This is a genomic window from Natronococcus sp. A-GB1 (genome assembly GCF_029688845.1).
Lineage (GTDB): Archaea > Halobacteriota > Halobacteria > Halobacteriales > Natrialbaceae > Natronococcus.
In genome coordinates, this window is the sequence record NZ_JARUKW010000021.1 from 57,549 (window position 1) to 70,230 (window position 12,682).

The 12,682-nt window shown below is 64.5% G+C and carries 11 protein-coding genes and 1 pseudogene; 3 read left to right on the forward strand and 9 right to left on the reverse strand.

Annotated elements, in window-relative coordinates; translation table 11 throughout:
• Nucleotides 1-58 precede the first annotated feature (58 nt).
• The 4 genes from QA600_RS19755 to QA600_RS19770 all read right to left on the reverse strand — a co-directional run bounded on the left by QA600_RS19755 (nucleotide 59) and on the right by QA600_RS19770 (nucleotide 5,195).
• Entirely contained in the window at nucleotides 59-604 is a 546-nt protein-coding gene (locus QA600_RS19755) for a hypothetical protein (protein ID WP_278293645.1), read from the reverse strand.
• Between the two features lie 225 nt (nucleotides 605-829).
• On the reverse strand, nucleotides 830-1,009 hold the full coding sequence (locus QA600_RS19760; RefSeq protein ID WP_278293646.1) for a hypothetical protein: 180 nt from the start codon (nucleotides 1,007-1,009) through the stop codon (nucleotides 830-832).
• Nucleotides 1,010-1,608: 599 nt separating this feature from the next.
• Nucleotides 1,609-3,990 carry a carbamoyltransferase HypF gene (gene hypF, locus QA600_RS19765; protein WP_278293647.1) on the reverse strand — a complete coding sequence of 794 codons (2,382 nt, stop codon included), beginning with the start codon at nucleotides 3,988-3,990 and terminating at the stop codon, nucleotides 1,609-1,611.
• A 566-nt stretch (nucleotides 3,991-4,556) separates the two neighbouring features.
• On the reverse strand, nucleotides 4,557-5,195 hold the full coding sequence (locus tag QA600_RS19770) for a helix-turn-helix domain-containing protein (RefSeq protein ID WP_278293648.1): 639 nt from the start codon (nucleotides 5,193-5,195) through the stop codon (nucleotides 4,557-4,559).
• 439 nt (nucleotides 5,196-5,634) lie between these two features.
• Between QA600_RS19770 and QA600_RS19775 the strand changes: the two genes are divergently transcribed.
• The 3 genes from QA600_RS19775 (at nucleotide 5,635) to QA600_RS19785 (ending at nucleotide 7,787) form a co-directional block, all read left to right on the forward strand.
• Nucleotides 5,635-5,838 carry a hypothetical protein gene (locus QA600_RS19775; protein ID WP_278293649.1) on the forward strand — a complete coding sequence of 68 codons (204 nt, stop codon included), beginning with the start codon at nucleotides 5,635-5,637 and terminating at the stop codon, nucleotides 5,836-5,838.
• A 143-nt stretch (nucleotides 5,839-5,981) separates the two neighbouring features.
• Nucleotides 5,982-6,716: a UTP--glucose-1-phosphate uridylyltransferase AglF gene (aglF, locus tag QA600_RS19780; protein ID WP_278293650.1), complete on the forward strand. Its 735-nt coding sequence runs from the start codon at nucleotides 5,982-5,984 to the stop codon at nucleotides 6,714-6,716.
• Nucleotides 6,717-6,800: 84 nt separating this feature from the next.
• Nucleotides 6,801-7,787 (forward strand): SDR family oxidoreductase, encoded by a 987-nt coding sequence (locus QA600_RS19785; RefSeq protein ID WP_278293651.1) that lies wholly within the window; start codon nucleotides 6,801-6,803, stop codon nucleotides 7,785-7,787.
• A gap of 431 nt (nucleotides 7,788-8,218) precedes the next feature.
• On the opposite strand, the gene QA600_RS19790 is transcribed toward QA600_RS19785, so the two are convergent.
• The 5 genes and pseudogenes from QA600_RS19790 to QA600_RS19810 all read right to left on the reverse strand — a co-directional run.
• Nucleotides 8,219-8,881: an ATP-binding cassette domain-containing protein gene (locus QA600_RS19790; RefSeq protein ID WP_278293652.1), complete on the reverse strand. Its 663-nt coding sequence runs from the start codon at nucleotides 8,879-8,881 to the stop codon at nucleotides 8,219-8,221.
• A gap of 175 nt (nucleotides 8,882-9,056) precedes the next feature.
• Nucleotides 9,057-9,989: a glycosyltransferase gene (locus QA600_RS19795; RefSeq protein WP_278293653.1), complete on the reverse strand. Its 933-nt coding sequence runs from the start codon at nucleotides 9,987-9,989 to the stop codon at nucleotides 9,057-9,059.
• 118 nt (nucleotides 9,990-10,107) lie between these two features.
• Nucleotides 10,108-10,956, reverse strand: coding sequence for a hypothetical protein (locus QA600_RS19800; RefSeq protein ID WP_278293654.1), 849 nt, complete (start codon nucleotides 10,954-10,956; stop codon nucleotides 10,108-10,110).
• A 319-nt stretch (nucleotides 10,957-11,275) separates the two neighbouring features.
• Nucleotides 11,276-12,112, reverse strand: a complete 837-nt coding sequence (locus QA600_RS19805; RefSeq protein WP_278293655.1) for a succinylglutamate desuccinylase/aspartoacylase family protein — start codon at nucleotides 12,110-12,112, stop codon at nucleotides 11,276-11,278.
• 182 nt (nucleotides 12,113-12,294) lie between these two features.
• Nucleotides 12,295-12,682 (reverse strand): annotated as a pseudogene (locus tag QA600_RS19810) (hypothetical protein); the annotation flags it as partial.

Here is a 12,682-nt window from a genome sequence, read left to right on the forward strand (position 1 = left end):
TTCGCTCTTCAGCCGACAGCGGAGCTCTCACAGCAGCGAAGAAGAGTCGAGCAACGGCCTACAGCAGTTCGATTTCGGGGCGAGCCAGGATAATCAGTTCCTGTTCGGTCAGCTCGCCGTCCGCGTACGCACGCAGTTTGTCGGCGTCGATCTGCGCGGTCGCGAGCGTCGGTCCGGACTCATATGCGAGGTCGGCCTCGACGGTCTCGATCTGGCCGAAGAATCCCTCGGCGTCCTCGATCCCCTCCTCGAGTGCGGGCGGGAGTTCCTCGAGATCCTCGCGGAGCTGCGCTGGGTCGTCGATCGTCGTCACCAGGGAGACGGTGAGCGTCCGGCCCCGGCGCCGGAACGCCTCGATGCGGACCTCGCCGCTGTCGAGTTCGACCGCCTCGGGGACGAAACCGGGAACGCCGGTAGGGCCGTCCTGCCCCCGTCCTGCACCGGGGTGGTCGTCCCGCTGGTTGCCCTGCCCGCCGCTGTTGCCGGGACTGTCGTCGGCCGCGCCGCGCCCCGCGCTGGTCTCCGACTGGAGCTCGCCGACACAGCCGGCAACGAGCGTTGTGAGCACACCGGTACTACCCAGGAGGATCGTTCGTCTATCCATACCTCCACCCATCTTGTCCGTCTATTAATAGGTTTTCATATCTACATAACTAGAATCATATCTTACTACAGGATACGAAAGATGCTTTTTAATTTCTAGTTTGGTTTATGACTCTGTCTCACTAGTCGAAAAAGCCCAGGGCGTCGCTCGACGAAGCACCGGGCGGCTTGCGATCGGTCGACACCGGCGTCAGTGCGATCGGGTCTCGACTCGAGCGCTAGCTGCTCAGGGTGAGCGCGTGCCGAGCGGTCGCTCGGTGTGTGACTCGTCTGCCTCGGCGGCGCCACCGTTGTTGAGGTCCCGGTAGGTCGTACAGTTCGGACAGCCCGAGACCGCCCCCTCAACACCGAACACCCGAATGAAGTCCCGGGTGACGTACCCTCCACAGTCACGACAGTGTGGCATAACTGGATCGTACGTGGCCAGCCACTAATATCTATGGTGACAGAAATTGAGTTGATATTTCAAAATTTGTCGATGGGGGAAGCTCACTGCGGGCGTGGACACGGCCGGGGGCGAGCGCGCTGTCGGTGGCCCGGCGGGTCCCGACCTGCTCTCTTCCGGGGGAGACTCGAGTCACGGACCGAAGACCACGGCATCCGTCGAAGCCGAAACCGAGCGCGCCCTGTGCTGTCCGGAAGCCCTGGGAGCGGCTGCCGGCCGGTGGCGACTGTCGTCCCTCCCGAAGGGGGAGTCCCACGGGGTCCGTACGACTTGGTTCGCGCGCCACGGCCGGTCTCCCCACCGGTAGCCACTCGAGTGGCTGGCGACTCCGGTTCCGACAGCGTTCACTTCCACGGAATAGCGAGGCGGATGCCACGGGGCGTGACTCCGAGGCGGTTGACTGGGGGTGGCACAGCTCTTTCAGGAAACGATGCAAAGGAAGAGACGGAGTTCGGCCCTGTCACACGCACCGAACTCGTTTTCCAGCGAGCACGCCACTAGGCGTCCCCAGCGGGTAGCTCGGATGCCCTAGCGACTGGCACTGTCAGGCCGGCGACGCCCTACTGCTGGGCGACTTGAGCCGCGGCCACCGCGACCTGCCCGTAGGCGATGCCGCCGTCGCCGGCCGGGACACGCTCGTTGGTGACCAGCTCGCAGCCGGCGTCGGTCACCCGCTGGCGGATCCGTGTCGCGATCCGGTCGTTGTACGCCACCCCGCCGGTCAGCGCGACCGTCGTTCGGTTCCGCTCGCGTGCGACGTCGACCGCGAGGGCGGCGAGCCCTCGGGCGAGTGCGTCCTGGGCAGTCGCCGCGACGACGGCTCGAGAGTAATCCGCCTCGAGCAAACTGGCGAGTTCGGCGAAGAGCGCCGGGGTGTCGATCACGGGCCGGCCGTCGGTTCGGACCGTCGAGACGTCGAGCGCGACGGGCTGGCCGTCGGTCGCGAGCGCCTCGAGTCGCATCGCCGGCTCGCCCTCGTAGCGTCGTTCACTACACACCCCGAGGAGTGCGGCGACCGCGTCGAGCACTCGTCCGGTGCTGCTCGTCAGCGGAACGTTCTCGCCACACTCGAGCTGTCGGATGACGTCATCATGGGTCGTCCCGTCCTCGGGGAGGGCCACGCCATGGCGCTCGAGCCGGGAGCCGACGCGGTCGGGGTCGTCGGCAAACCACAGTGCCGCGGCCATCCGGGCCGGATACCGTGTCGCCCGGTCGCCACCCGGCATCGGCACCGGCGCGAGGCCGCCGACGCGCTCGAACTCGGCCGGAGAGACGTCGAGTACCTCCCCGCCCCAGAGCGTGCCGTCGGGGCCATACCCCAACCCGTCGAGCGTTAGCGCCACGGCGCGCTCGCGGCCGTGTTCGGCGAGGACGCTGGCGGCGTGAGCGTGGTGATGGTAGACGGCGACGCGGCGCTGGGCGGGGCCGTCCGTGACCAGTCGGCGGGCGTACTCGGTGGTTTCGAACGCCGGATGGGCGTCGTGGGCGACGAGCGGCGGCGACTCGAGGCCGGTCACCTCGAGCAGGTGCTCGATCGCGTGCTCGAAGGCCGCACGGCTCGCGGCGTCGTCGAGATCGCCGAGATGCTGGGTGAGATAGCAGTCCCCCGCATGGGAGACGCCGGCGATCGCATCCCGGTCGGCACCCGTCCCGAGTATCGGCGTCGAGAGCTCGGCGGCGGTCGACACCGGCGTCGGGGTAAATCCCCGCGACCGACGAAGCAGCTGGCGGCTCCCGTCGACGACGCGCACAATGGAGTCATCACAACGGGCGACGATGCGGCGGTCGTGGAGCACGAACGCGTCGGCGACCGTCCCCAGCCCGTCAACGAGGGCGCGGTTGGCGGTCAGCATCGGGCTCCCCGGCCGGTTCGCCGACGTCATCACCAGCGGCACGTCGACCGCCTCGAAGAGGAGGTGGTGAAGCCCCGAGTACGGAAGCATCGCCCCGACGGTGTGGAGGCCGGGGGCGACGCCGGCTGCGAGCCCGGTGGTGGTTGCTCGGGCCGGATCGTGCTCGAGCAGGACGATCGGCCGCCGCGGCGAGGTAAGCAGCGCCCGCTCGCGGTCGGAGAGGGTCCCAAAGGTACGGACGGACGCGAGCGTCGGGGCCATCACGGCAAACGGTTTGGCGGGCCGCCCGGTTCGCTCGCGCAGACGGGCAACCGCAGCGTCGTCGGTCGCATCACAGGCGAGGTGCGCGCCGCCGATCCCCTTGATGACCACGGTGTCGCCACGCTCGAGCGCAGCGGCGGTGCGGTCGATCGCCGCCGTCCCGTCGGCCGTCCGTGCGAGCGTCCCGGGGAACCCGTCGCGGCCCGCCTCGGCCTCGGCTGCCGGCGCGACGGCGGTGTCGTCGCCTGGCTCGCCGTAGCGCAGACGCGGCCCACAGCTCGGACAGGCGATCGCTTGGGCGTGGTATCGGCGGTCGGTCGGCGCCTCGTAGGCCGCCCGACAGGCGGGACACATGGGAAACGCGGCCATCGACGTCGTCGATCGGTCGTACGGCAGCGCCTCGACGACCGTAAAGCGCGGCCCACAGTCGACACAGGCGGTCGCCCAGTAGGCGTGATACCGGGAGTCGGGGTCGCGAACGTCCTCGAGACACGCCGCACAGAGCCCCGTATCCGGCGGGATCGTGCCGGCGCCGGCGCCGGCATCACTGGAGGCGACGATCTCGAACGTCTCGTACGCGGCCTCGGAGACGCGCTCGCGATCGACGCTGACGGTGTCGACGCGCGCCAGCGGCGGCGGCTCCGTTCGGAGCGCCTCGAGCATCGCCTCGATGGCGTCGCTCGTCCCCTCGAGTTCGATGTGGACGCCGGCGCTACCCCGGTTGGCGACCGTACCGCGGAGGTCGTACTCGAGCGCCCGCCGGTAGACGAACGGGCGAAACCCCACGCTCTGGACGACGCCGGTCACGCGAACGGTCGCACGTTCCATCTCGTAGCCAGGTTCACACCCCACGTATATAACCGTGGTACCGAGGGCGCGACGCCGACTCGAGCAAGGGACCGACGAGGGAGAGTACAGGTTCTCTGACCGCAGTCACAGCTGAGCGAGACGCTCGAGTAGACAGACGAACGAGAAGAGCTATGTAGCGTCCGAAGGCGGCTCAACCGGTGTCACGGGAACAGTCACGCCGGCATGGGCCTCGACGGTTCTCATCACTGCATAGCCAGCATGGGTGACGGTCACGGCTCCATGTCGGTGCCCGTCGTGAGTCGGCTCGAAGAGGGATGGACGCGCAGTGGAGTCGGGGAGCCGTACAGCGCAGGGAGTTCGCCGAGTGACGACTGGACTGTCTGCTCTGACGCCAGTGCACCGCGTTCTGCGGTTCGCAGCGCAGTGATGACACCCGCAACGACGGGCTTGTCGCTGGGCAGGGAGACGTGACCGCGTGCGGCTGTGATCCATACTGAACGAGTCGGAGGTGGCTCATAGCTATCGGTACACAGCCACAGGCGAGCCGGCGAGGAGGAAACCCGTGTTGAGTGATCACTGTGATATCAAGGAAGGTCGCTCGCGACTGTGGTTCGGAGCAGGCGCTGCTCTCCGCGCCGGATCAGTGCCGAGAGCGCCTGGCTCGAGACGTCGAACTGTGCCGCCAGTTCCGCCGTCGAGATCTCGCGTGGGACCTCGAAGTAGCCGGCTTCCGTCGCCGCACGCAACACCTCTCGTTGTCGAGTGGTGAGGTCGTAGGTCTGTGTCTCGTCATCGCTCTCATAGAGCCGCCGCAACACGAACGAGAGCGACCGCTCGTCACACCGAGCGTGATACGCCGACAACGCCTTCCGGCTCGGCACCTGTGCCCGGTACCGCGTGCCAGCGTCGGTGAACTCGATCCGAAGAAAGGTGATCCCGAGTTCGATCGCGTCGGTGTAGGTGAGGCCACGCTCGCCGGTTGCCGAGAGACTGATCCGGAACAGTCGCTTCTCGGGAAGGCCCGAGAGTTGCTCGACGTCGGCTACGGAGGGGTCGTCCTCGAGCTGGCGGAAGAACGTCTTGAGATCGGTGTCGGTGCCCCGAGCCCAGAGAATCAGGCGCGACGGTCCCTCCTCGCGGGGCTGTTCGTCTTCGACGTGAACGCCCACCGTCGGCACCCGCTCGACGGTCGCCGCGAGGGTGAACTCCGCGATAAAGCTCATTCCGGCCCTCGCTTTCGGAGTCCGCTGCTCACCTAAGTGTGTCCCGCACTCTCTGTTCTCGAAATATGCTGTCCCATTCGGGTTCACGGAGAGCTGCTCTCAGTATGATTGTCAGCCATCCTACAACGGGGTTGTGGTTCCTGCGACTCTTGCACCAGCCGTGATCCACACGACAGCCGTCAGCCCTTGGCCCCGCGCGTGACGGGAGCGGCCGGAGCGCTCACAGACGCGCTTGTCGCGCTCGAAAGTCGCGTTCGCTTGTAGGACCATGGGCCATTCCCTGATGACACTCGAGGCCGGTGCCAGACAGCACTTCCCACCTGTCGACCCCCGATTGCCCGCTCCCGTCGCCGACCAGTTCGACTATCGATACATACTACCCAGTAATTATAAATGCGTACAGTAGAATAAAAAGACTGTACTCGAACGGAGGCATATAGTGGGACACATCATCGTTGAACTCCAGACCGGCCGCCGCCTCACGTTCGACGAGGTCGTCGTCCTCGAGCGGGAGAACGGGAGGTGGCTCCGGTGTGTTCGTGCGGAGCCGAGCTCTCGCGAGAACCTGCCGGAGACCACGAAGTACTATCATCTTGCAAGCGACGTCGACCAGGTCCGCTGGCGGACACCGACCCCCGAGTGAGTTCGGGGGCCGACCGGCGTGGCTGCAGCGCTGATAGCCGAGAACCGTTGAACTCGTTCGACCAGCACCGCCATCGAGCACTATCGCGCTCGAATATTTCTCAACCAAAAAATTATTATATAACAACATCATACGACGGATCAATGCAAGCAGTCGTACTCGCCGCCGGCGAAGGCACACGGCTCCGGCCGCTCACGGAGGACAAACCGAAGGGGATGGTCGAAGTCGACGACGACCCCATTATCACGCACTGTCTCGACCGCCTCGTCGAGTTGGGTGCCAGCGAGTTCGTCATCGTCGTCGGCTATCTCAAAGAGAAGATCGTCGAGCACTACGGCGACGAGTACCGCGGCGTGCCGATTACGTACGCCCACCAGCGCGAACAGGCCGGCCTCGCCCACGCCTTGCTGTGCGTCGAAGAACACATCGACGACGACTTCATGCTAATCCTCGGCGACAACGTCTTCGAGGCGAACCTCGAGGACGTCGTCCGGCGCCAGCGCGAAAACCGCACGGACGCCGCGTTCCTCGTCGAGGAGGTTCCCTGGGACGAAGCCTCCCGGTATGGCGTCTGTGACACGAACGCCTACGGCGAGATCACCGACGTCATCGAAAAACCCGACGACCCACCGTCGAATCTCGTGATGACGGGCTTTTACACCTTTACGCCCGCGATCTTCCACGCCTGCCACCTCGTCCAGCCCTCCGATCGGGGCGAGTACGAGATTAGCGACGCCGTCGACCTGCTCATCCAGTCAGGGCGCACCATCGACGCGATCGGTCTCGAGGGCTGGCGCATCGACGTCGGCTACCCCGAGGACCGCGACGAGGCCGAACAACGCCTGCAGGACGCGGAACTGTCGGCAACGGCTGACTGAGACCGACATCCGAAGGACGACCGGCTGTCAACATGCTTCTGGGAGACACTATCTTTTTTAAGATGGAATGTCCTCCCTCGAGTAATGCAAGTTGTAGTTACCGGTGGCGCCGGCTTCATCGGCGGCAATCTCGCGGAGGCCTTCGTCCGGGCGGGCCACGACGTCACGGTCCTCGACAACCTCGATCCCTACTACGATACGGGAATCAAAGAACACACCATCGAGATCTGCGAGGCGGCCGCGGCCGACACCGAGGGCACGTATGAGTTCGTCGACGGCGATGTGCGCGATGACGACCTCACCAAAGATCTCGTCGGCGAGGCCGACGTGATCTACCACCAGGCCGCCCAGGCCGGGGTGCGGACGAGCGTCGACAACCCGCGCAAGCCGAATTCGATCAACGTCGACGGCACCCTCAATGTCCTCGACGCCGCCCGCGATTCGGAGACCGAGCGCGTCGTCCTCGCGAGCTCCTCTTCGGTGTACGGCAAACCCGAGTCCCTCCCCTACGACGAGGCCCACCCGACGACGCCCGTCAGCCCCTACGGCGTCTCCAAACTCGCCGGCGAGCAGTACGCCCGCGTCTACAGCGAGGTGTACGGCCTCCCCACCGTGTCGCTGCGGTACTTCACCGTCTACGGCCCGCGGATGCGTCCGAACATGGCCATTTCGAACTTCGTCTCGCGCTGCCTGAACGACGAACCGCCAGTGATCTACGGCGACGGCCAGCAGACGCGGGACTTCACGTATATCGACGACGTCGTCGACGTCAACCAACAGCTCCTCGTCGACGACGCGGCCGACGGCGAGATCATCAACGTCGGCAGCACCGACAACATCGATATCGAAACGCTCGCCGAAGTGATCCGCGACGAACTCGCCCCCGAGCTCGCCCTCGAGTATACGAACGCGCGCGAGGCCGACGCCGAACACACCCACGCCGACATCGAGAAGGCCAACGAGCTGCTGGGCTACGAACCCACGCGGGACATCCGCGAGGGCGTCCGGGAGTTCATCGACTGGTACCAGCTCAATCAGGAATGGTACGAGCCGCTGGTGAGACGCTCTTAAAGTTCCCGACCACTCCAGTCCAGCTGGCTGGGCTGTATCTGGAACCAACAGCGACCGCGTCGCAAGCCATATTTCGGTATCCATCTCGTTCCAAGCAAGCGACGGCGTAGACGACCGAAACGGGGTCGGTTGTGACAGAGGACTCTACTGCATGACGGCCGGTCACAGCCGTTCACGTCTACCGAGACAGCACACCTCGTCTGCGGAACAAGTTTCGAGATCCCGAGTCCGTTCCACCGGAAGCGGCGACCACTGCACTCAGATGGGCCGGGTGTCGGCGGACTGGCCAGTGAATCCGTTCGTCACCCCTGGTCGCTCGGTCCGGTGGCCGAGCCGGTTGATCGAGGCCAGGTTACTGGGTGGTCACACTGACGACGGGAAACGCGCTCAGAGCGGATTGGTCACACCGACGGTGTCGCCTTGGCCACCAGCTACGGTGGGTTGGCGACGCTCCCATCGTGCAACGTCGCGGTCCGCTCGAACAGCGCGCCGAGCGACGGATCGTGACTGATCGCCACGAGCGCGGCGTCGGTTGTCGCCTGGATGTCACACAACAGCTCGAGGACCCGTTCAGCCGCCTCGGGCTCGAGCTGGGCGGTCGGCTCGTCGGCGACCACGACAGCTGGCCGGTTCGCCAGTGCACGGGCGATCGCTACGCGCCGTCTCTCACCGACACTGAGCGCCGCCGGACACCGGTCCGCGCGGTCGGCGACCGCCAGTCGTGCGAGCAGTTCGTCGACCCAGGCCTCGTCACGGGTCCCACCATGACTCTGGGGCAACAGCGCGTTCTCGCGGGCGGAGAGAGCCGGCACCAGCTGAGGTGTTTGGAAGACCAGCCCGAGCACCTCCCGACGCAGTCGGGCCCGTCGACGCTCCGAGAGCTCGCTGGCGTCGGTGCCGTCGACCAGCACCCGTCCTCGGTCGGGCGAGTCGAGCAAACCAAGCACCGCGAACAGCGTCGACTTCCCGGCACCGCTGGGGCCACACACCAGCGTCCGCGACCCACGCGGGATCGAAAGCGAGAGCTCCTCGAGGATCGCCTGGCCACCCCGTCGGACCGAGACGGAGTCCGCCGTCAGTACCGGGTCACCCATATCTACCCAATACGATTATAACTTAATATATAACAATCTCGATTTTGTGATATCGTCGGGAGACGGAGGTACGATGCGTCCACGACCGCTTCAAGCCCGGCCTGATCTCCTCCCGGGGTACGACTGATGGTCCGAACCGGATCGCCGCATCCGCGGGTAGTCGGGTTGGCGACCGCTACGCAAACCGGACCCGAAGCCGCTCACGGAGCCGTCCGGCGAAGGTCGACAGCTTCCCGGTGTAGGCGATCCAGTAGAACACGACGAACAGGACGAACGGACAACCGTGTCGCATCCGATCACGAAACGTCAGCGGGTGTGGAGGGAGGATGTTTCGCGACACCCACAGCGGTCGAGATGAAGGCCGGAGATCCGACAGCTGAAACAGCTGTTCCTTCCCACGGCCGATGCGAAAGTGTTTGGCGAGATAGCTCCGGAACGACGTCCGCGCCGGATGGTAGACGACGACGTCGTCGGCGAACGCCTGGACGTAGCCCGCACCGGCAACACGCTGGCCGAACTCCACGTCACCTCCCGAAATCAGCCGCCCGTCGAACGGGCCGACGTCCTCGACGACGGACCGTCTGACGGCGAGCGCGCAGGTCGGCGCATACTGTCGGCGCTCGAGATAGAACTCCACCGGAAAGTTCGTCACGGTGTTGTATCTGCCGACCAGCGTCTGTCCGTTCTCCGGCAGAAAGGACTCGACACGACAGCCGAGATAGTCGGCCCCGGTTCGTTCGAAGGCACTCACGAGGTTCGACAACCACGTCGGCGCAACGACGACATCCGAGTCGACGAACGCCAGTATCTCGCCGTTCTGATGCCTAATTCCGGTGTTTCGCGCGGCGTACGAACTCTGTGTGGTGGTCTCGTCGATGACGGTCGCGTGGTCGTGGTGTCGACACAGCTTCGCTGCGACCGCGCGTGTGCGATCCGTCGAGTCGTTATCGACGACGATAACCTCGAACCGATCGGACGGATACGCCTGTCTGACCAGCGATCGGATCGTTGTGCGTATCCCGTCCGGATCGTTGTAGACCGGACAGATAACCGAGACGAACGGCCGCTCTCCACCCTTCGGCTCACCCATTCCAAGTGGAAAGTTCACGTGATATTATTTATATTTGGTGAAGAAAGACGAAAACTCATTTTACGTTCTGGTGGCGCCCACCAGGCCGGGAGCGGTCGTCGGTGTCCCGGATCGACGCTCGGTGGCGGTCGCTCGATCACAGCGCCCGGAGATCCGGATGGTCCGGGACCGAGTCGGCCGCCCAGCCAGCACGCCGCGCCATCCATTCGGCGTGCCGAACCGCAACCACCACGGGGACACGGTCGAGGTCGAGGAGTTTGGCGATCGACAGTCGGTGGCGCCCGTCTACGAACAGGAGTTCGCCCTCGCGACCGATATCGACGCAGATCTCCTGTCTGAGACACTCCAAAAAGTTCACCTCGAGTGCATCCCGGTCCCTGAGGAACTGCCGGTAGCTCTGACAGCCGGTCGACGCGATCGAGTCATAGAGCGCATCGAGCCCCTGACACCGACGGTCGATCTCCGCCGTCGTCTCACAGCCGTTCCAGACGGACCCACCCTGCTCGAGTGCTGCCTTTGCCCGCCGAACGAACTCGGTCTCATGCCACGGAACGCCGTCCTCGAAGTGTGCAGCTAACGATCGATACAACGGCGTTGACCCGAACGTCTCTGCCAAGTACAGCTCCGGAGGGGTCCCGTGGTAGTCGTCGGCGACCGGTGGCTCCGTCCGTAGATCCCACTCACCGCGTTGGACCCGCCCGAACTGATAGCGCGCGTCTTCCCACGGTGGATACCGCCGCCCCGAGAACCGCGTAATCCGGTCGGGATCGACCCAGAGAATCTTGTACGGGTCGGGCGGGGACCGATACCGATCGATCTCGAAATCGAGCGTCCGGTAGTACCGGGGTGCGATCGACCAGTACGATCCCCACGCCGCCGGTATCGTGATCGAGGACTCGAGCAGCGCCTTCTCGGCCGCCCGTACCGCAAGCAAAGAGAGACCTCCGGCCTGAAGATGCTCCCGGACTGCACTCACCGTTGGCATAGTGCATAGTGGTTGAACTGTCAGCTCACATAGTGACTTCGGTCCGGCGGTGTCCGGCTGCCGACCTGACGCCAGTTGCGTGGTAATCTACCTGGGTGGCCAGCCGAGCCGTGCCGTCAATACCCGACGTAACGCTGCCGGGTAGGCGGAGGCGACGGACTGCAGCGATGGATCGGAGCCGCGAATCAGTCCCAAACGATCCCTACCAAATCAAAGCCGGCGCAACCACTTGCACTGCCCACGCCGGTTGTGACAGCGGGTCTCGGTACCGCTTGCTGTCGAATCGTGTAGGAAGAGTGAGACACTGCTAACGGTGGAACTACTCTGGGCGGTCAACCGCGATTCCGTGGTGTCCGAGCAGCGTCGCGGCGATCGACTCGGACCAGTCGGTCCGGGTCGCGAGATCGGTATCGTGGCGGGTCACTTCCGTGAGATACCCGGCACGACCCAGGTCGGCCGAGACCTTGTGGATGAGCCGGGGGTGTTCGCCAGCGAGCGTGTTGCCGACCGTGAACTCGTAGTCGGTGCCGTACTGCTCCGAAGGATGGATATGGGCCTCGGTCAACGAGTTGGTAGTGCGGTCGGCGACCGAGCGGGCGTTCCCGGCCGCAGACGGGAAGATCGCCTGGCCGAACCCATCCGGCCCCCGAGGTGAGTCCCAGATTCCCATCGAGCTGTGCATATCAATGACGGCTGCGGGATCCATCTCCGTGATGAAGTCCCAGATCGCCCCCGCGATCGACGTCGTTGGTGACTGACCGGCCGGGAACTGCTGATTGAGGTCGCCGTCAGGGCCGCTGTAGGTATGATCCCGAACTGCGGGTGCGTTAGCCTCGGGGATCACGACGAGCGTCCCCTGATCGAACCCCCACTCGCGAACCGTATGAGCCGCATCGATCCCGGCTCGTTCGTTGCCGTGGACGCCACCGAGGACGAGCACCGTCTCGCCAGCCGTCGGTGCCTCACGGATGTATGCTGATGTCTCGTATTTCGTTCCCGAACGCAGCGTTCGCGTCTCCTCCGTAACGGACTCCTCCGCACTAACGGTACCGACCGCGAGTGCACTCGCGGCGGCCGCTGATCCACTCGCGAGCAGTGCTCGCCGACTAACAGTTATTCGCCGCTGTGATTTCTTTGTTGCTGACTTATTTTGCATTGCAATCGTTCTAGCGACTTCAGGTTATTGTATATAAAATTAGCACATTTCGTGTGACGTGTAAAATTTATATACATGGTACCGCGGCACGTGCGAAACCGAGTGCAAGGACCAGTGAATCAGTGGTGTACAGGGGGTTGTCGTGCGGTTCCCGAAAACTCCCGTCGCGCCGCAACGTCGGCTTACTCCTCGACGACCTGATCGACGTCGAACTCGACGCGGTACGTGGCTGCCTCCGCACACTGATCCAGCGAGAACGAGTGCTCCGCGCTGTTCTCCGGTCCGAGGCTAAAGCGGGCGGCATCACTCGAGAGGTGGCTTCCGTCGGCGTCGACGATCATACCGATGCCCTCATAGAACAGCTCGGAGTCGGATGTCGTGTTTTCCATCTCGACGTTAATATTGCAGAGGTGGGAGCCTTCGCCTGACTCCCAAACGAACTCGTGGTCGACTGTGAGTAAGTCCTCGAGTTCGTCGTCTAACTCGAGTTCTGCGTCCAGTTCATCTGGCTCCTCGTCCGTATCGTCATCATCGGTCTCGTCTATATCCTCGTCATCAGCCTCCTCTACA

Bases quoted from the DNA above. Each gene is read 5' to 3' on its own strand.
- QA600_RS19755 (WP_278293645.1), bottom strand. From the start codon at position 604: ATGGATAGACGAACGATCCTCCTGGGTAGTACCGGTGTGCTCACAACG.
- QA600_RS19760 (WP_278293646.1), bottom strand. From the start codon at position 1,009: ATGCCACACTGTCGTGACTGTGGAGGGTACGTCACCCGGGACTTCATT.
- hypF (WP_278293647.1), bottom strand. From the start codon at position 3,990: ATGGAACGTGCGACCGTTCGCGTGACCGGCGTCGTCCAGAGCGTGGGG.
- QA600_RS19770 (WP_278293648.1), bottom strand. From the start codon at position 5,195: ATGAGCTTTATCGCGGAGTTCACCCTCGCGGCGACCGTCGAGCGGGTG.
- aglF (WP_278293650.1), top strand. From the start codon at position 5,982: ATGCAAGCAGTCGTACTCGCCGCCGGCGAAGGCACACGGCTCCGGCCG.
- QA600_RS19785 (WP_278293651.1), top strand. From the start codon at position 6,801: ATGCAAGTTGTAGTTACCGGTGGCGCCGGCTTCATCGGCGGCAATCTC.
- QA600_RS19790 (WP_278293652.1), bottom strand. From the start codon at position 8,881: ATGGGTGACCCGGTACTGACGGCGGACTCCGTCTCGGTCCGACGGGGT.
- QA600_RS19800 (WP_278293654.1), bottom strand. From the start codon at position 10,956: ATGCCAACGGTGAGTGCAGTCCGGGAGCATCTTCAGGCCGGAGGTCTC.
- QA600_RS19805 (WP_278293655.1), bottom strand. From the start codon at position 12,112: ATGCAAAATAAGTCAGCAACAAAGAAATCACAGCGGCGAATAACTGTT.